The organism is Chitinophaga flava (assembly GCF_003308995.1).
Classification (GTDB): domain Bacteria; phylum Bacteroidota; class Bacteroidia; order Chitinophagales; family Chitinophagaceae; genus Chitinophaga; species Chitinophaga flava.
In genome coordinates this window covers 1,195,019-1,213,395 of sequence record NZ_QFFJ01000002.1, presented here as the reverse complement: position 1 = coordinate 1,213,395, position 18,377 = coordinate 1,195,019, and the positions used below count along the sequence as shown (strand labels likewise).

At 49.4% G+C, this 18,377-nt stretch carries 16 protein-coding genes; 13 read left to right on the top strand and 3 right to left on the bottom strand.

Annotation, left to right across the window (positions count from 1 at the left end):
* Positions 1–262 precede the first annotated feature (262 nt).
* From DF182_RS21265 to DF182_RS21205, 13 genes are all read left to right on the top strand, one after another.
* Positions 263–3,661: a SusC/RagA family TonB-linked outer membrane protein gene (locus DF182_RS21265; RefSeq protein WP_113617817.1), complete on the top strand. Its 3,399-nt coding sequence runs from the start codon at positions 263–265 to the stop codon at positions 3,659–3,661.
* A gap of 28 nt (positions 3,662–3,689) precedes the next feature.
* Positions 3,690–5,399 (top strand): RagB/SusD family nutrient uptake outer membrane protein, encoded by a 1,710-nt coding sequence (locus DF182_RS21260; protein ID WP_113617816.1) that lies wholly within the window; start codon positions 3,690–3,692, stop codon positions 5,397–5,399.
* Between the two features lie 15 nt (positions 5,400–5,414).
* Positions 5,415–6,122 (top strand): basic secretory protein-like protein, encoded by a 708-nt coding sequence (locus DF182_RS21255; RefSeq protein ID WP_113617815.1) that lies wholly within the window; start codon positions 5,415–5,417, stop codon positions 6,120–6,122.
* Between the two features lie 194 nt (positions 6,123–6,316).
* Positions 6,317–6,748 (top strand): 6-pyruvoyl trahydropterin synthase family protein, encoded by a 432-nt coding sequence (locus DF182_RS21250; RefSeq protein WP_113617814.1) that lies wholly within the window; start codon positions 6,317–6,319, stop codon positions 6,746–6,748.
* Positions 6,749–6,793: 45 nt separating this feature from the next.
* Positions 6,794–7,252: an RrF2 family transcriptional regulator gene (locus DF182_RS21245; protein WP_113617813.1), complete on the top strand. Its 459-nt coding sequence runs from the start codon at positions 6,794–6,796 to the stop codon at positions 7,250–7,252.
* 301 nt (positions 7,253–7,553) lie between these two features.
* On the top strand, positions 7,554–8,072 hold the full coding sequence (locus DF182_RS21240) for a flavodoxin domain-containing protein (RefSeq protein ID WP_113617812.1): 519 nt from the start codon (positions 7,554–7,556) through the stop codon (positions 8,070–8,072).
* Between the two features lie 119 nt (positions 8,073–8,191).
* Positions 8,192–8,689, top strand: a complete 498-nt coding sequence (locus DF182_RS21235; protein ID WP_113617811.1) for a c-type cytochrome — start codon at positions 8,192–8,194, stop codon at positions 8,687–8,689.
* 24 nt (positions 8,690–8,713) lie between these two features.
* Positions 8,714–10,684: a Sec-dependent nitrous-oxide reductase gene (nosZ, locus tag DF182_RS21230; RefSeq protein ID WP_113617810.1), complete on the top strand. Its 1,971-nt coding sequence runs from the start codon at positions 8,714–8,716 to the stop codon at positions 10,682–10,684.
* 53 nt (positions 10,685–10,737) lie between these two features.
* On the top strand, positions 10,738–11,307 hold the full coding sequence (locus DF182_RS21225) for a hypothetical protein (RefSeq protein ID WP_147243497.1): 570 nt from the start codon (positions 10,738–10,740) through the stop codon (positions 11,305–11,307).
* A 1-nt stretch (position 11,308) separates the two neighbouring features.
* Positions 11,309–11,746, top strand: a complete 438-nt coding sequence (locus DF182_RS21220; RefSeq protein ID WP_161964206.1) for a nitrous oxide reductase accessory protein NosL — start codon at positions 11,309–11,311, stop codon at positions 11,744–11,746.
* A 1-nt stretch (position 11,747) separates the two neighbouring features.
* Positions 11,748–12,980, top strand: a complete 1,233-nt coding sequence (gene nosD / locus DF182_RS21215) for a nitrous oxide reductase family maturation protein NosD (protein ID WP_245957505.1) — start codon at positions 11,748–11,750, stop codon at positions 12,978–12,980.
* A complete protein-coding gene (locus DF182_RS21210; protein ID WP_113617807.1) occupies positions 12,977–13,699 on the top strand; it encodes an ABC transporter ATP-binding protein in 723 nt (240 codons plus the stop codon). The genes nosD and DF182_RS21210 overlap by 4 nt, the downstream gene beginning before the upstream one ends.
* The gene (locus DF182_RS21205) at positions 13,683–14,450 is read left to right on the top strand and encodes an ABC transporter permease subunit (protein WP_113617806.1); all 768 of its coding nucleotides are present in this window, start codon (positions 13,683–13,685) and stop codon (positions 14,448–14,450) included. The genes DF182_RS21210 and DF182_RS21205 overlap by 17 nt, the downstream gene beginning before the upstream one ends.
* On the opposite strand, the gene DF182_RS21200 is transcribed toward DF182_RS21205, so the two are convergent.
* The 3 genes from DF182_RS21200 to DF182_RS21190 form a co-directional block, all read right to left on the bottom strand.
* Positions 14,401–15,660: a hypothetical protein gene (locus tag DF182_RS21200; RefSeq protein ID WP_147243496.1), complete on the bottom strand. Its 1,260-nt coding sequence runs from the start codon at positions 15,658–15,660 to the stop codon at positions 14,401–14,403. The genes DF182_RS21205 and DF182_RS21200 overlap by 50 nt on opposite strands.
* Positions 15,661–15,790: 130 nt before the next feature.
* A complete protein-coding gene (locus DF182_RS21195) occupies positions 15,791–16,981 on the bottom strand; it encodes a TlpA disulfide reductase family protein (RefSeq protein WP_113617804.1) in 1,191 nt (396 codons plus the stop codon).
* Positions 16,982–17,001: 20 nt separating this feature from the next.
* The gene (locus DF182_RS21190) at positions 17,002–18,360 is read right to left on the bottom strand and encodes a RagB/SusD family nutrient uptake outer membrane protein (RefSeq protein WP_113617803.1); all 1,359 of its coding nucleotides are present in this window, start codon (positions 18,358–18,360) and stop codon (positions 17,002–17,004) included.
* Between the last annotated feature and the right edge of the window lie 17 nt (positions 18,361–18,377).

Genomic DNA, 18,377 nt, shown 5'->3' with positions numbered 1-18,377 from the left:
CGAAAAAAACTGATAACTATCCACGGTTAAAAGGGTAAAGTGCGCCCGGTTTGCTAAATCAATTTAGCAATACAATCAGCCACCAGCCTGTGTTACCAATTCTATGCTATCACTAAAATCTACGTCGATGAAACCAGAATCAATCACTTAAAAACAAGCATCAGGTCTAACACATCAACAGACAAAAAACGCTAAAGCCCTAACTGCAGCAACCTGCAGTTACAGGCTGCCTATTTCCTAACAATTTTAAAGATTGCCCGTTATGCAAAAGTTCTTAGCTGTGCCTTCACAGCTGGCAGGTCTGCTATTGCCCTGTATGTTCCGCCAAATCCGGCGCCTGGTAAAAACCACCACCCTGGCCCTGCTGAACATCATTTTACTGTCAACTGTACTAATGGCCTCCCCTGGCCCCGCGCAGGATATTTCCACCAAACAGATTACCCTGACGCTCAAAAATGAAACCTTAAAAAGTGCACTGAGTAAAGTGGAAGCACTGTCCGGCTTCCGCCTGGCCTATCCTCCGGAACAGGTGAACAAATACAAAAACATCAGTCTCACCAAAGGCACCCGCAGCGTTAAAACCACACTGGAGCTGCTGCTGACAGACACCTATCTGAACTTCAGGCAGGCAGACAACATCATTGTTATTTTTCGCCCGTCTGAACAAATCAGCAACAGCCCGGATACCGCTGTGCATCCAGGCTCCCAGGCAGGCAACATCTCCATGCGCACCATTATCGGCTCGGTGGTGGAAAACAAAACCAACATGGTACTGCCGGGCGTTTCTGTTCAGGTGAAAGGTACCACCAGAGGTACCCAGACACAAAGCGACGGCACCTACAGCATACAGGTGCCTTCCAACCAGAAAACACTGGTCTTTTCTTTCATCGGATATGAAACAAGAGAGATAGAGATATCGGCCTCCAACCAGACGGATGTTACCCTCATTCCCTCCAGCCTTGGCCTGAAAGACGTAGTGGTAGTGGCTTACGGCCAGCAGAAAAAAGCCACCGTCACCGGCGCCATCGCTTCTATCAGTACCAAAGAGCTGGTACAAAGCCCGGTGTCTAACCTCACCAATGCGCTGGCAGGACGCCTTCCCGGCCTCATCACCACCCAGCGCAGTGGTGAGCCCGGCGTAGACGCCAGCAACCTCTATATCCGCGGTGTTGGTACCCTCAACGGTACCTCGCCCATCATCATGGTGGATGGCATCGAAAGGCCCATGGACTATGTAGATCCCAACGACATAGAAAACCTCACCATCCTCAAAGATGCCGCCGCCACCGCCGTACTGGGGATGCGCGGTGCCAACGGGGCCATCCTCATCACCACCAAAAGAGGTAAAGCAGGCCCTCCTTCCGTCAATTTCCGCGCCTCCACCGGCATCACCGAAGCCACCCGCCTGCCACAGTACCTCGGCTCCTACGACTATGCCTCCCTGCTCAATGAAGCCCTGAAAAACGATGGCGCCCAGCCCGCCTTCACCGCCGCACAACTCGAAGGATATAAAAGCGGGAAACTACCCAATACCGATTACTATAAGTTCATCATGAAACCGTCTGCCGTTGCACAGGGCAACCTCAACGTAAGCGGCGGCAACAACATCGCCCGCTACTTCATTTCAGCAGGATACAACGTACAGGACGGCCTCTATGCACATACCACCGAAAACCAGGACGGCTATACCGGCAACAACAATATGAAACGTTATAACCTGCGCGCCAACGTAGACGTGGACATCACCCCCACCCTCGCTGCACGTGTAGACATTGCCGGTATCATGACAGACCGCAGGGATGGCAACAACTCCGCCAGCACCATCATGAACCTCGCCAACCGCATGGCGCCCATTTATCCGATCGTCAACCCCGACGGCTCCCTCTGGGGAAACGGCACCTTTCAGTCCAACATCCTCGGAGAGCTGTCGCAGAAAGGATATCGCCGCTGGTACAACAATACCGTACAAGGCACCTTCGCGCTTACCCGCAAACTGGACGTCATCACCAAAAACCTGACAGCCAAAGTGTCTTTCTCCTACGACAATACCAATTCGCCCAATGCTTCCTATACCCGCAACTATGCCGTATTTGAACCACTATACGATGCACAGGGCAATATCACCAGTTACAAACAGTCCGGACAAGACACCAAGATAGATCCCAACGGCTCCTTCAGCGGCGGCAGCGCCAACCGCAGCACCTACTTCGAAGCTACCGCCAACTGGAACCGCCAGTTCGGCAAACACGAAGCAACTGCCATGCTGCTCTGGAACCGCCGCCTCAATGAAGCCAATTCTTCTATCCCCAGGGCATACCAGTCGCTCCTCTTCCGCGGTACCTACAACTATATGCAGAAGTACCTCCTGGAGATCAGCGCCTCTTACCAGGGATCGGAGAACTTCCCTAAAGAAAGCCGCTACGGTATCTTCCCATCTGTATCTGCAGGATGGGTACTGTCTGAAGAATCTTTTATCAAAGACAACGTGTCTGCCATCAGTTTTCTGAAGATCAGAGGTTCTTATGGAGAAGTGGGTAATGATCAGGCGGGCAGCGACCGTTTCCTCTGGTTCACCTCCTGGGGCGGTGGTGATCCTTATTATTTTGGCACCAACGCCAGTCAGGCCAACGGCTGGAAACAAGGCGCCATCGGCAACCCCGGCGTTACCTGGGAACGGGGCAGGCAAGCCAATGCAGGCATAGAAGCCCGCTTCTGGAAAAACCTGTTAGGCATCTCCCTCGATCTTTTCACCCAGAGCAGAAGCAAAATACTGATCCGCCGCAATACCCTCTCCGACGTATTCGGACAGGATATCAAAGCACAAAACATCGGTATTGTAGACAATAAGGGCTTTGAACTGGAGCTGAGCCATGAAAACACCATCGGGCGGGTACGTTATTTCTTTAAACCCAATGTGACCTTTGCCCGCAACAACATTGTGTACCAGGACGAAGTGGCACAGGCCTATCCCTGGATGAAACGTACTGGTCATCCTATCGGTACCAAGTTTGGCCTGATAAGCGAAGGTTTCTTCAAAGATCAGCAGGATGTGGATAACAGCCCGTTCCAGAATTTTTCAGCCTATGGTCCTGGTGATTTTAAATACAAAAAACTCACCGGCAAAGAGTATGATTTTATTCAGTCCAATTTTGATGAAACGGCTATCGGTTACGCCCGTACGCCGGAGATTATGTTTGGCGCCACACTGGGTGCAGACTACAAAGGCTTCGATGTCTCCCTGCTTCTTCAGGGAGCAGCCCATACCGATGTAATGCTCAACAACGAAGCCGTTTATGAGTTTTTCCAGGGTGGTAAGGTAAAACCCTTCCACCTGGGCCGTTGGACGCCGGAAACAGCAGCTACCGCCACTTATCCACGCCTGCACAGCAATACCAACGGCAACAATCACCGTGCTTCTTCCTTCTGGGTAAAAGATGCCAGTTACCTGCGCCTGAAAAACGCAGAGATAGGTTACCAGCTGCCTAAAAACTGGATTAAACCGATCGGTCTTTCCTATGTTCGTATATACGCCAACGGTATGAACCTCTTCACCTGGGATAAACTCAAAGACTACCAGGTAGACCCTGAAATAGGCGATGGTAACGGTGCCATGTACCCTATCCAGCGCATCTGGAACTTCGGTATCGATGTAAGATTCTAAGCTCAGACTTCCACCCAAAAACAACGTTATGCAACCACTACTCCATTATACAAAACTGATTGTCCTTTGTGCGCTGGCGGCGGCCTCTTTCAGCGCCTGCAAAAAAGGATTCCTCGACAGGGCCGCCACCACACAGCAACAGGACGCAGACATCTTCACCAATTTTGCCATGACAGACCAGGTGGTGAACAACCTGTATTCCAGGCTGCGCGGCCCCTATACCTATCTGGGCGGTTATTCCATGTCTTCCGGCACCGATGAAGCCAAAGACGCCTCCAGCTGGATGGGCTCCATGAGTTTCAACAACGGCTCCTGGTCGGGCAACAACAACCCTATCGGCAACACGTGGAGAGACAACTACGTGGCCATCCGCCAGGCCAACGCCATCCTGGAAGGAGTTGCACAGTATAAAACACCGGATGATGCCAACAATCCCGGTGCCCTGGCCAACCGCCTCGGTGAGGTGTATTTTCTGCGTGCTTATTATCTCGCAGAGCAGATACGGCAGTTTGGTGGTGCGATCATCGTCACTAAAACGATTGACCAGTCCGACCAGCAAGCACTCAATCAGCCCCGCAGCTCCTACGATGCCTGTGTGGCCCAGATACTGGCCGATTGCGACGAAGCCTTCAAGCGGCTGCCGGTGAATTATCCCAACACCCAGATAGGCCGTGTTACCAAAGGCACCTGCCTGGCCCTGAAAGCCCGTATGCTGCTGTACAGCGCCAGCCCGCTCTGGGCCATCGCCGGCAAAACCGGCTTCCTGGCAGATATCAGCTCCGGCTCCTCTCCTTCTGATCCCGGGAAATGGCGCAAAGCCGCGGCTGCAGCCAAAGAGGTGATAGACTTACAGTCACCCCAGGGAGGTAGTGCCTACAGCCTGGAAAACACCCTGGCCGACCGGCTCAACATGTTTACCAGCAACACCCTCCAGAGCCGTGAAGTAATCTGGGTAAGGATGAAGGAAACCAATGAGAGTTACGACCGTTATCTGTTCCCCTATGGTAGCAACGGCTGGTCTGGCTGCTCTCCCAGTCAGAACCTGGTAGACGACTATGAGATGGCCAACGGTCTTCCTATCACTGACCCTGCTTCCGGATACGATCCTGCGCAGCCTTATACCGGCCGCGATCCCCGCTTCTACACCGATATCAGTTATAACGGCGCCTCCTGGAAAGGCCGTAAGATAGAAACCTTTGAGAGAGGTAAAGATGAACAAAGCACACAAACAGATCATACCCGCACCGGTTACAGCTGTCGTAAACTGGCCAACGAAAACATTACCATCAACCAGGACCCGGGCCGCGATGTGCATGGTATTATTTTCCGGCTGGCCGAGTTTTATCTCAGTTATGCAGAAGCGCTTAATGAATATGATCCTGGCAATGCCGATATCCTGAAGTATGTGAACATGATACGTGCCCGTGCCGGACAACCCGACCTGCCGGCCGGTCTGAACCAGGCCGACATGCGCAAACGTATCCATAATGAGAGAAGGATAGAGCTGTCTTTCGAAAACCATCGTTTCTGGGATGTACGCCGCTGGAAGATTGCAGAGAACACCGAAAAAACCATCTGGGGCATGCGACCGGTAGCCGATGTCAGCGCCCCCGGAGGATACCGCTACGAACGCTTTAAAGTAGAAGACCGTCTGTGGCGCAACGCGATGTATGTGATTCCTATCACCACCGACGAAACACTGCGTAACCCACAGCTCAAACAAAACGAAGGCTGGTAAACATCAAACATCAACATGAAAAACATACAACTTACCCTGCTGGCCCTGTGTTTGTTATCGCAAGCCTGTGCACATAACAACAGTACCATAGCGCCGGAATCCACGCCCCTGGCGGCAACCACCGATAGTATCACCCGTAGCGACTATACGCTGGTATTCATCAATCAGGCACCGGCTTTCAGCTCACAGGTAAAGGAAAGGATGATCAACACCTTTTTTACAGTGTATCCGGTACTGGCCAATGCGTACAATACCAATACGCAGAAGACCGTCATTTTTGTGATCGACGTATCATACAATGGTGTTGCAGCCACCAGCGGCGGCCGTGTAGTATATAATCCGGAGTGGTTCAGGCAACATCCGGGCGATATCGATGTGGTAACGCATGAGGTGATGCATATTGTGCAGGCATATCCCGGAGGGGCAGGTCCAGGCTGGCTTACAGAAGGTATCGCGGATTATGTGCGTTATCGTTATGGGGTAGACAATGCCGGCGCCGGATGGGCGCTGCCGGATTACACCCCCTCACAACGCTACGACAACAGTTATCGCATCACCGCGCGTTTTCTGATATGGCTCGAAAAACATGTATATGATAAACTGGTAAAAGAGCTGGACGAAAGCATGCGTAATAAAACTTATTCTCCCGGTATCTGGCAGGCCAAGACTGGCAAAACGCTGGAACAGCTGTGGAATGACTACGCTGCAAATCCGGCACTGTAAAGGTTTTCAGCACATCAATTACATTACTGGAAAAATGTCATTCCGATTCTTCGGAATGTTCTGATGCACGTTTTACTAAAAAGCACCCGTTTACACGGGTGCCTTTTTTATTCATCCCCCCTTAAAAAAAGACAAATATATCTTCTTTTATTTTACCTTTGTTATGATTTAAAAAAAAAGACGACAGAAAGGCTATGTTACAACTCACAAAAATATTCAGCTTCGAAACGGCACATGCATTACACCGGTACAATGGCAAATGCCGCAATATCCACGGGCATTCCTACAAGCTACACGTGACGGTGCGTGACAAGGCGCATCAGGGCGAATACCTACCCGCGCCTGGTATACTGGTAGACTTTAAAGATATCAAAGCGGTAGTACAGTCACATATTGTGGAGCATTTTGATCACCGGCTGATTTTATCAGCAGACTATGTGGTGGCCCATCCTTTCTGTGAAACACAGGAAAACCTGTGGGTATGGGAGATGGAGCCTTCTGCGGAAAACATGGTGTTATACATGCAAAAAGTGTTGCAGGATGTTTTGCCCGCAGAGGTGTCCCTGGCCAGCCTGCGCCTGTATGAAACCAGCGATTCCTATGCAGAGTGGGTGGCACCCGTTTGACCATAGTGCATTTCTTACTATCTTGCGGATGATACAATTTTTCATATGCTTTCAAAAACAGCCGAATATGCCCTGAGAGCAACGATTTACATCGCGCAGAAAGGGTCAGAAGATAATAAACTGGGGATTGATGAGATAGCCAAAGGCATCGACTCTCCCAAATCCTTTACGGCCAAGATACTACAGCTGCTCACGCAAAACAACCGGGTGATCAGTTCAGTACGCGGCCCCAATGGAGGGTTCTACTTGACCGACCGCGCCCGCAAGCTGCCGGTGAAGGCTGTTCTGGAGGCTGTAGAAGAAGCCAATGTCATCACCAAATGTGTGCTGGGCCTGAGAGAATGCTCGGAAACCAGGCCCTGCCCTATGCATACGCAGTATAAAGCGATCAAAAAACAGCTGAAACAGATGTTCGAAAAAACTTCTATCCAGCAGCTGGTGGAAGAGCTGAATAAAGGCAACTATTTTATCGACAATATCACAGGTTCCCGGAAACACTGCTAGCCCCTCTCCTTCTTCCTGCCCCTCTCCTGACAACTTTTTAAATGATTCGTTTATCCGGCGCCGTTATAAAGGCTTGCCGGATGAAGGGTCGTTTCCCCCCCTCTCACAACCGGATTGTATCAATACTTTGTTAAACTTTTTTGGAAAGTAATTTAAAAGAAGATAATTTTGTCCTTAAATAATAAAAGACGCAATCATCCTTTATTATCTACATACCAATATCAACAATACAGAGAGCAACAGGGAGTTATGACTACCTGCTGGCATAAACAAATGTGAAATGTTCTAAAAAATCTGTTCTATGCACGGCATCATCCTATACAAATCAAAATACGGGGCTACCCGGCAATATGCAACGTGGTTAAGTGAAGCACTGCAACTACCAGCGACAGATGCGGAGCAGGTAACAACAGCCCAGCTCGCAGCCGCTGATTTCCTGGTACTGGGCAGCAGTATATATATCGGTAAACTAATGATGAAACAGTGGCTGGAACAGCATATGGCCGTACTGGCAAACAAACCACTGTTCCTCTTCCTTGTAACGGCCACCCGCGGTGACGACAAGCAGGAAAAACTGAATGGATATATACAACACAACGTACCGGCCGCTTTGTTACGCGGCATCCATCCCTACTTTTTTCCAGGCAGGATCTGTTACCCGAAACTCTCTGTAATCGATAAACTCAAGATACGCCTGGGCAGCGCGGTGGCCAGATTATGCCGTAAACCGCTAAACATCTCCGACTTCGATCTGGTGCAGGAATCCAATACCACTGCGCTGGTAAAAGATATACAACAGTTTTCCAATCACCTCTCCTGATAAATCATTCCGATGCATAACAATACTTCCTAATAAACTATCGCCTGCTATAATTAAGGACAAAATCATCCTTATTAATTTTTCGCTTCGTATAAACTCAAACCAAAAAAATCGCAGCCATGAAAAAACAAGCAATGTTTTTAACAGCAATAGCAGCAGTAGCCCTGTTGGTCTACAGCTGTGGTTCCGGCACACCACCACCCGCAGCAGACGCACCTGCAGCGGATTCCAGCATGACAGCTCCTGCACAGGCCAGCAGTCAGACACCTACAGATGAAACAAAAGGAATGGGCAAATTCGCGGAAGTGAAACTGACCGATCCTCTGGACCAGACCATGGTCACCAGCGGCAAAAGCACCTATGAAGTGAAATGTGCCGCCTGTCATAAGCTCAGCGGCGAAAAACTGGTAGGCCCGGGCTGGAAAGGTGTTACCGAAAGAAGGAAACCTGAATGGATCATGAACTTCGTCACCAACACCGACGAGATGATCGACAAAGATCCGGCAGCACAGGCCATGTTGCAGGAATGTATGGTACGTATGCCCAATCAGCACCTGACCGATGATGAAGCCAGACACCTGCTGGAATACATGCGGGCCAACGATGGTAAAAAATAATTGCTGACACTCACTCCGTCTATTATGAAAAGACTTAGTCTCATGCTGGGCCTGGTAGCCGCCACTGCCGCCATGCAAAGCTGCAAAATGAAAACTGCCGCCACCGCCGTTCAGGGCGATGCCGCCTCTAAAACCTACGTGGCTCCCGGTAAATATGATGAATACTACAATTTTGTATCTGGTGGCTTTAACGGACAAGTATCCGTTTATGGCCTCCCTTCCGGACGCCTGCTGAAAGTAATCCCTGTATTTTCCGTCTTCCCGGAAAACGGCTATGGCTACAGTGAAGAAACCAAAGCCATGCTCAACACTACCAACGGTTCCATTCCGTGGGATGATCAGCACCACCTTGACCTGTCACAAACCAACGGAGAACAAGACGGCCGCTGGCTCTTCGCCAATGCCAACAATACACCCCGTATTGCACGCATAGACCTCACCACCTTCAAAACAATGGAGATCCTCCAGATTCCCAACAGTGCTGGTAACCACTCCTCTCCCTTCATCACCGAAAATACGGAATACGTAGTAGCCGGCACCCGCTTCTCTGTTCCACTCGGCAGCGAAGATGTGCCCATCAGCTCCTTCAAGGAAAACTTCCACAGCACCGCATCTTTTATCAGCGTAGATAAAAACTCCGGTAAAATGGATATCGCCTTCCAGATCGTACTGCCAGGGATGAACCTCGACCTCAGCCACGCTGGTAAAGGTCCATCCCACGACTGGTTCTTCTTCTCCAGCTACAACACCGAACAAGCCTATACCCTGCTGGAGGTAAACGCATCCCAGAAAGACAAAGACTATATCGTAGCGGTTAACTGGAAAAAAGCCGAAGAATATGCGAAAGCCGGCAAAGGTAAAAAAGTAAGTGCTCCCTATGCCCACAACACTTATGATGAGCACACACAAACTGCCACTTCCGTGATCGAAAATGAAGTGCTGTTACTCGATCCGAAAGATTGTCCGGATATGGTCTACATGATCCCTTGCCCTAAATCACCTCATGGTTGTGATATAGACCCATCAGGCGAATATATCGTGGGTAGCGGGAAGCTGGCTGCACTCATCCCGGTATTCTCTTTCAGCAAAATCACCAAAGCTATTGGCGACAAACAATTCGAAGGAGACTTTAAAGGTATCCCTATCCTCAAATACGAATCTGCTCTCTACGGCGAAGTGCAGAAACCAGGCCTGGGGCCGTTGCACACAGAATTTGACGGCAGAGGCAACGCTTATACGTCTATGTTCCTCTCTTCTGAAGTAGTGAAATGGAGTCTTAAAGATCTTAAAGTACTGGACCGTGCACCTACCTACTATTCCGTAGGTCACCTGATGATCCCTGGTGGCGACACCAAAAAACCGGCCGGCAAATACCTGGTAGCCTACAACAAGATTACGAAAGACCGGTTCCTGCCTACCGGCCCGGAACTGGCGCAGTCTGCCCAGCTGTATGATATCTCAGGCGATAAAATGCAGCTGGTGCTGGACTACCCCACCTTTGGGGAACCGCACTATGCACAGGCCTGCGCGGCATCACTGATCAAAGACAAACAGGTGAAGTTCTTCGACATCAACAAAAACAAACATAGTTATGTGGCCATGGGTGAGAAAAATGCGAAAGTGGTACGTCAGGGTAACCGTGTAGACGTGTACATGACAGCCATCCGCTCACACCTCACACCAGACAACATCGAAGGTGTTTATGTTGGAGATGAAGTATACTTCCATGTCACCAACCTGGAACAGGACTGGGATATCCCACATGGCTTTGCCATCAAAAACAATCCCAACGCGGAACTGCTGATCATGCCCGGCGAAACCGTTACGCTGAAATTTGTTCCGGAAAAACAAGGCATCTATCCTTTCTACTGTACCGACTTCTGTTCTGCCCTGCATCAGGAAATGTCAGGCTACCTGCGGGTATCTCCCAAAGGAGCTAACGTGCCCCTGAAATTTGGCACCGGCGAAACCGCAGAAACGGTTGCAGCAAAATAAATCCTATATAACCGGTGGTGCTGCCCGGCGCCACCGGTTCTCAACTGTCGATTATGAAACGATTAACTAAAGCAGGCCTTATCAGCATTCCTATAGTAGTCCTCTTCCTGAGCACCCTCTGGCTCGCTCCCATGTGGCGAATAGACATGAGGGCTCCCCAGTACCCGGATGGACTGTCTATGCAGATATGGATCAACGATGTAAAAGGGGATGTGCCCATCATCAACGGACTGAATCACTATATCGGAATGAAAACCATCCACCGCGATGACTTCCGTGAATTTGTATTCATGCCCATTGCCATCGTCTTGTTTATGGCAGGTGGCGTGCTCGTATTCCTGTTAAAAAGCAAAAGAGCGTATTACATATGGACCGCCGCTTTTTTGGTGATTGCCCTCTGTTCCTTTACTGATTTCTATCTGTGGGAATACAACTATGGCCACAACCTGGACCCGAATGCGCCCATCAAGGTGCCTGGCATGTCTTACCAGCCGCCGCTGCTGGGGTACAAAAAGCTGCTCAACTTTGAAGTGCTCTCACAACCCGACCTGGCAGGATGGTTTTATTGCGCCGCAGGTGTGGTACTGACGGTCATCACATTTTATGAATGGAAAAAGAAATGATATGAAGCACAATACTTTGATTTTCCTGCTTGGCTTTTTTATGTTGCAGTTTGCCTGCAGCCCGGATTTTGAACCAGTAGACTATGGCCATGATGCCTGTGCTCATTGCAGGATGACCATCATGGATAAACGTTATGCCGCGGAATTGATCACACCCAAAGGGAAAGCCTATAAGTTTGATGATGCCATCTGCATGTTGCAATATATGTCTGCCAATCAGGTTTCTCCCGATAGCCGGCTTTTAATAGCCGACCACAGCGATGCTACCCATCCTTTTATTGATGCACGCAAGGCCATCTACCTGCACAATCCATCCTTCAAAACACCCATGAACGGCAACTATGCAGCCTTTGCCTCCGAAAAGGCCGCCGTTCCTCTGAAAGATAACCTGGAGCAAAAACTACTGCACTGGGAAGACCTCACGCGTATAAATCCCTGATATGATGAAACACTTATGGCTGCTTTTATGGCTGACCGGTAGCTGTTTAACAAATTATGCCACCACCATCAGGGTTTCTCCCGGCAAGGATGCCCTGCGCACCGCCATCGGCAAAGCTCTGCCCGGAGATACCCTGCTGGTACAGAAAGGTATTTATCAGGAACATGATATTAACATCACCCGCACCATCACCATTGTCGGAAGCGGTATGCCAGTGATAGACGCCAGCAGCAAGTATCCCGGCCTTCTGATCACCGCCGACAGCGTGGTCATTCAGGGAATCCAGGTGCAACGCACCGGCAGATCTTCTATTTCCGATATCGCCGGCATCCGCATCAGCAACGCTAAAAATGTAGTGTTGCGCAACAACCGTATCCTGGACTGCACCTACGGTATTTATCTGCAGAATGCACACAACTGCACAATCCTTAACAATATTGTGCATACCGGCATCAAAAATGAAATCAACGGAGGCAACGGCATACATGCCTGGAAATGCGACCGGCTGCAGATAAGCGGCAATAACGTTTCCGGCCACCGCGATGGTATCTACTTCGAATTTGTGACCGATTCAAAAATTGATAATAATATTTCGTATACCAATCAACGTTATGGCCTGCATTTTATGTTTTCCCACCAGAACAGCTATACGAAAAATACCTTCCGGGAAAATGGTGCCGGCGTAGCCGTGATGTATACCAGAGGAGTAACCATGTACGATAATACTTTTGTGCAGAACTGGGGAGATGCCTCCTATGGTCTTTTATTAAAAGAGATCACCGACAGCAAAATAGAACACAACCGTTTCATCAAAAATACGATTGCCATTCACATGGAAGGCACTACCCGCGTAGATGTGCTGCATAACCTCTTTCAGGACAACGGCTGGGCCCTGCGCGTAATGGCCAGCTCCAGCGGCAGCCGCTTCACGGAAAATAATTTTATCAGCAACTCCTTTGATGTAGTTACCAACGGCACCCTGATGCTGAACGAGTTTCACCGCAACTATTGGGATAAATACGATGGTTATGATCTGGACCGCGATCATATCGGGGACGTCCCACATTATCCGGTCAGCGTATACGCCGTGATCTCTGAAAAAATACCCGCCGCCATGATCCTCTACCGCAGCTTCCTCACCGGCATCATGGAACAGGTAGAAAAAGTAATGCCCAGCATGATACCCGACCAGCTAAAGGATGATTCTCCGATGATGAAAAAAATTGAACTATGATCCGCATCACCCATCTGACAAAGTCTTTCAAAAAATTCAAAGCCCTGGATGATATCTGTCTCCATCTGGAACGAGGGCAAACCGTTTCATTGCTGGGTCCTAACGGTTCCGGCAAAACGACATTAATCAAATCCATTCTTGGGTTGGTTATTCCTGAAAAGGGGGACATCAATATCAACGGGCAGGATATCCGTACCCACTGGGATTACCGGTCCAAAATCGGCTATATGCCACAGATAGGACGCTATCCCGAAAATATGTCTGTGCGCCAGGTGTTTGCCATGCTCCGTGCAGTCAGAAAGGATTGTCAGCATTTCGATGAGGAACTGATTCAGCGTTTTAACGTACCCGCTTTTGAACATAAACTGATGCGTAACCTCTCTGGTGGAACACGCCAGAAAGTAAGCGCCTGCCTCGCTTTCCTCTTTTCACCAGACATCCTGATACTGGATGAACCCACTGCCGGTCTTGATCCGGTATCCAGCGAGATCCTGAAAGACAAGATATCACGGGAACGGGCCAACGGTAAACTGGTAATGATCACCTCCCATGTTCTCAGTGACCTCGATGATATTACCAGTCATGTGGTATACCTGCAGGACGGGAAACTGGTCTGCTTTAAAACGGTAGAAGAATTGAAAAAATCAACAGGCTTCCATCAACTGAATAAAGTGATTGCGGCTCTGATGCAAACCAATGTACATGAAGACAATTATTAAATACGTCCTGATAGATCTATTGAAAAACAGGACCGTGCTGGCTTACACCCTGGTACTGGGAGTGCTGACGATCAGCGTGGCCGGCATGAGTGACAATACTTCCAAAGGCATGTTAAGCCTGCTCAATATTACACTGCTGTTTGTGCCCATCATCAGCCATCTTTTCTCCACCATTTATTTTTTTAATTCTGCAGAATTCACTGAGCTGCTGCTGGCACAGCCAATCCGGCGTAAAACCATGTTGCTGGCTGTTTACGCAGGTGTAGCCATAGCGCTGAGCCTCGCCTATTTTGTCGGTGTAGGCGTTCCCGTATTTGTGCTGTACAACAACCTGGCGGCTATTGCTTTAGTTATCAGCGGCATGTTGCTCACACTGGTGTTCTCCGCGTTGGCACTGCTTATTTTTGTGCTGTTCAAAGACAAAACAAAAGGGATTGGCGCCGGCATTATTACGGCCTTGTTTTTTACACTATTATTTGATGGCCTGTTACTGGCCTTTATCTACTCTTTCAGTGAATATCCAATAGACAAACCTTTATTGGGATTGATATCTTTGAATCCTGTTGACCTGGCAAGAATACTGGTACTGTTGCAGCTCGATGCTGCGGTCATGATGGGTTACTCCGGTGCGCTCTTCAAAAAATTTCTGGGTTCAGCTACCGGCAGTATCTACACTACTCTCTGTATGTTATGCTGGATCATTATTCCATTGATAACAGCGGTAAGGATTTTCCGGAAAAAAGATATTTAGCAGCAGCCACTGCTATCAGTAATGCGCCTGCCAGCAAACCCCAGGCGGCTATCAACAGCAGCCAGGGATAACGTTCAGCGGGGATGCCTACCAACCCGGGCATCCCCTGCAGCAACAGGATAATTTCATTGCCCGCCAATGCAAGGGTGAATACACAGATGCCGGCGCCTGCCAGCATTTTCACCCGGGCAAAAAAACCGGTATACAGCAACTGAGCAAAAATGTACAGCGTCACAAAACCCAGCATCACCAGATGCAGATAACTGATGATCAACGGCCTGTTTACAAACACCTGGTCACCTATCGCCGGAAAAATAATCAGCAGTTGCGCTATCGTCTTTAATACAAACGCTGTAAGGGCCAGTATACCCAGATTACGCATCAGCGGGTTAACCATCTTCATCTGCGCTTTTACAGTACGGACCATCTCCGCAAACCGGGCCAGTGTCAGCAACAGCAGCCCACAACCCGCAGCACCGATCACCCGTACCAGCACCGGCGGCTGATGCCACAGATAAGACAGAAACGCTGTAGGCAATACCGCAGCACACAAAGCCAACGCAAACCGGTAACGGATTTTCTCCGCACTTTCCGGACCCAGATGATAACAGAAAAGCGCAAACACCGCCAGCGTGAAAAAGCCGTTGTATTGCATATGCAGATAGGTATACACGGCATCATGATACAGCACCGTGTTCACCTGATGGGAAGCCATCATATAAGCCAGCGAAAATGGGCCCACAGCCGATAATACCAGTGATATCAACGAAGCGGCAGCCAACAGGGTCACCGCCCTTTCCCGCCCGGCCTTCAGCAGGTCTTTGATAAAAACCACACTGAATATGCCCGTACACACAATAAACAAAGTAGAGAACAGAATAGAGAAAAAAGCATAGCCCTGCAGCGGAAAACTAAACAACATCCCCAGGGAAGTACAATATATACCACCCAGCAGCCAGTTATATACCGGCTTACTACTGCTGCTCTCCGGCAACAGCCGGTAAGTCATTAAAGCAAACAAACATAAGGTGATCCATCCACCCAGGGCAAAATGCGAATGACCAAACAACAGGTTATTATAATGAATGCCCGGCAGGGAAAATAAAGCAGTAGAGCGGAGCAATACTCCCAGCACCGCTACAATCGCCAGGTTGATCAGTGATAGGGTAATCCATGTCCGTTCTGTTTTCCCTGTTGTTGTACGAGTCATATATGTTTGTTGTTTTTGCCGGAGCAAAGTTACAATAAAGACAAAAATATCTTTTATAAATACAGTATAAAAAAATAACTGCCAGCTGTTGGCAGTACAGCTGGCAGTCATAAAGCAGCAGGGCGTTGTATTAATGCGCCCCCAAAAGTCTTTCCAGCAGCGCATCCAGCGCAGCCCGGTTCTTTTCTGAGTTGCCAACCAGCTTCTCCACAATCTTTCCTTCCCTATCGATCAGTATCTTGGTGGGGAAAGCCTTTACATCATATGCATTCAGTATTCCTTTCTCTTTTTCGGCGCTGGAACTTGTGTTGAGCACATTCAGCCAGGTCATATGATCTTCATCAAGGGCTTTGGTCCAGCTCTCCTTCCAGCCGGATTCATCGCCCCTTTCGTTGGCAACGCCTAATATTTCGAAGCCGGCATCGTGGTATCTGGCGTATGTTTCCCGCAAATGGGGATGGCTCATACGGCAGGGATAACACCAGCTGCCCCAGAAATCGAGCAGCACCACTTTCCCTTTCAGCGAAGCCAGGGTGATGGCATTTCCGTTTCTGTCCGGCAATGTTACCTGTGGCGCAGGCATACCGGGTGCGGTTTCCCGGGCTTTGGCCAGTCGCACGCCATAGGCAATACCTTCCGGAGAGGCTTTCAGCGCAGGTTGCATACCATCATACAAAGGGCCTATCACCACGGGGTCTATCTTTGTACGGGTGTATTCATTGAGCAGCTTCAGCATAATACCTGTCTGCGGATGCTGCTGCATAAAACGTAGTTTGGCAGCTTCCTGCGCATCGTCCACTGCATAAGACTTGCGGAGCACTGCTGCTATGGCAGCGCTGTCCTTGCCGGCGAAAGCGGCCTTTCTTTCTTTACCGAAATTTCTCTCTCCTTCCTGATAGAGATCATCCTGCTCTTTTTTCATCGCAAGATGATCATCTTCTGCAGCGGAACCACTCACTCTGGTATCAATCAATTCATTGGCGGAAACGGCCGTCAACGCCCCTTTATCCAGAAAAAACACATGCTGGTATGGTTTGATGAAGTGCGTCTTGAAATAATACTGCGCGTTGTCCTCAGACACTTTCAGATAAAGCGTGGCTTCTGCGGGATACTCCACTTTACCCTGGAAATGGTAGGTATGTTTTTCCAGGCGGCAGCTGTCTGTGATAGTCTGGTTGTGTTGACGATAGGAAAGATATACGTACCTGTTAGTGGCCAGGGTAGTTTTAGGCAGCGTGCCTTTCAGCGTGAAAGACTGTGCCTGTGCGGTTTGCAGACTTATACAAGCCAGACAGGTGTATAATATAGTTTTTCCTTGCATAGATCAGATTTTAGAATGGCTTAATCATTACGCGGCATATCCGGATTAAAGGATAAAACGCTGAGCGGTATCTGTAAAGTATATCTGGCCGCATGTGGTGGCAAGGTAACAATTACTTTGCCTGCATCAGCATAACGGTTCACTGTCTGCATACTATTAGCTGCATCGAGGCGGCGCATATCTATCCAGCGGAAGCCTCTGTAGGCCAGTTCCAGCCGGCGTTCCTTCCATACCAGGTCCAGCACCTGTGCAGCATCGGAAGATACCAGCGGCTGATATGCATCTTTTTTAATACGGCATTTACGGATATCGTTCAACTGGTCCAGTGCCTCCTGCAGCCTGCCACCGCGGACTGCAGCTTCGGCCAGTATCAGCTTCATCTCTTCTACAGAAGTGCCGAAGTTGGGGACTGCTCCACTTGGGTTATACGTCACCACACCGCGTTTGGGATAGGTATAGTCACCTGTGTTTTCATAATAGAATTTCAACCGCAGGTCGTTCACATCAAACAGTTTCAGAAATTCAATGGTAGGATATTCCTTGGTGGCCGCTGAAGTAGAGTAACGGGCGTATAGCTCATACGTTCTGATAGCCATGCCCGGGATGGCTTTGGCATTGGGGATGGTATTATAATCCAGGATGACAGGAGGAGTGTCGCCCAGCGCCAGTCTTGCGTTTTTAGCAGCTTCCTCATATAAGCCCATATACAGGTAGGCACGTGCCAGCACACTGTAAGCGGCAGGTACCGCGCCGCGGAAACGGTTGCCCGCATTGCTGGCTGGCAGCCCTGGAATAGCGGCATTGATATCCTGAATAATATGCTCATAGATAACAGCTACGGTGCTGCGGGGAGGTGTATTATCGGAGATATCAATAGACTCCATAAACGGTACTGCCAGGTCTTTGGCCGCAGTAGCCGCGTTGTAGGGTTTTGCATACAGGTTGACAAGATACAGGTATTCAAAAGCCCTGCCCAGCAAAGCTTCTGCACGTATCCGCTCTTTATCTCTGGCAGTGCCGTTGCCGGCATTACTGATACCTTTGAGCACAGCATTGTAACGATAGATATTTGCGTAATGTTTGCCCCAGAATAACGGCGGCACTTTGGTATCATTGGAAAACTGCTCTGCCCATAGATAGACCAGATCAGCTGGCAGCACTGCAGGCTGCGGTATAGCGGGCTGGTCTACATCATCGGCCAGCAGGTTTAATTCACGGGCGCCGCTGGAAGTGAGGTCCTGGCTGTTCAGAAAAAGATCGTAGTCACTTACATTGGTCAGGATCGTTTTTCCTTTCGGTACTATGTCCAGGTATTTCTGGCAGGAAGTGGCCGTTGTCAGCAGGCCGGCCAGTCCCCATATTATCCATTTGTGTTTCATGTTCTTGCTGTTAATGC

Excerpts from the sequence above, each read along its gene's own strand:
- DF182_RS21240 (WP_113617812.1), top strand. The coding sequence starts at position 7,554 with ATGCACGGCATCATCCTATACAAATCAAAATACGGGGCTACCCGGCAA.
- DF182_RS21255 (WP_113617815.1), top strand. The coding sequence starts at position 5,415 with ATGAAAAACATACAACTTACCCTGCTGGCCCTGTGTTTGTTATCGCAA.
- DF182_RS21200 (WP_147243496.1), bottom strand. The coding sequence starts at position 15,660 with ATGACTCGTACAACAACAGGGAAAACAGAACGGACATGGATTACCCTA.
- DF182_RS21235 (WP_113617811.1), top strand. The coding sequence starts at position 8,192 with ATGAAAAAACAAGCAATGTTTTTAACAGCAATAGCAGCAGTAGCCCTG.
- DF182_RS21190 (WP_113617803.1), bottom strand. The coding sequence starts at position 18,360 with ATGAAACACAAATGGATAATATGGGGACTGGCCGGCCTGCTGACAACG.
- DF182_RS21220 (WP_161964206.1), top strand. The coding sequence starts at position 11,309 with ATGAAGCACAATACTTTGATTTTCCTGCTTGGCTTTTTTATGTTGCAG.
- DF182_RS21265 (WP_113617817.1), top strand. The coding sequence starts at position 263 with ATGCAAAAGTTCTTAGCTGTGCCTTCACAGCTGGCAGGTCTGCTATTG.
- DF182_RS21205 (WP_113617806.1), top strand. The coding sequence starts at position 13,683 with ATGAAGACAATTATTAAATACGTCCTGATAGATCTATTGAAAAACAGG.
- DF182_RS21245 (WP_113617813.1), top strand. The coding sequence starts at position 6,794 with ATGCTTTCAAAAACAGCCGAATATGCCCTGAGAGCAACGATTTACATC.
- nosD (WP_245957505.1), top strand. The coding sequence starts at position 11,748 with ATGATGAAACACTTATGGCTGCTTTTATGGCTGACCGGTAGCTGTTTA.
- DF182_RS21210 (WP_113617807.1), top strand. The coding sequence starts at position 12,977 with ATGATCCGCATCACCCATCTGACAAAGTCTTTCAAAAAATTCAAAGCC.
- DF182_RS21250 (WP_113617814.1), top strand. The coding sequence starts at position 6,317 with ATGTTACAACTCACAAAAATATTCAGCTTCGAAACGGCACATGCATTA.
- DF182_RS21195 (WP_113617804.1), bottom strand. The coding sequence starts at position 16,981 with ATGCAAGGAAAAACTATATTATACACCTGTCTGGCTTGTATAAGTCTG.
- nosZ (WP_113617810.1), top strand. The coding sequence starts at position 8,714 with ATGAAAAGACTTAGTCTCATGCTGGGCCTGGTAGCCGCCACTGCCGCC.
- DF182_RS21225 (WP_147243497.1), top strand. The coding sequence starts at position 10,738 with ATGAAACGATTAACTAAAGCAGGCCTTATCAGCATTCCTATAGTAGTC.
- DF182_RS21260 (WP_113617816.1), top strand. The coding sequence starts at position 3,690 with ATGCAACCACTACTCCATTATACAAAACTGATTGTCCTTTGTGCGCTG.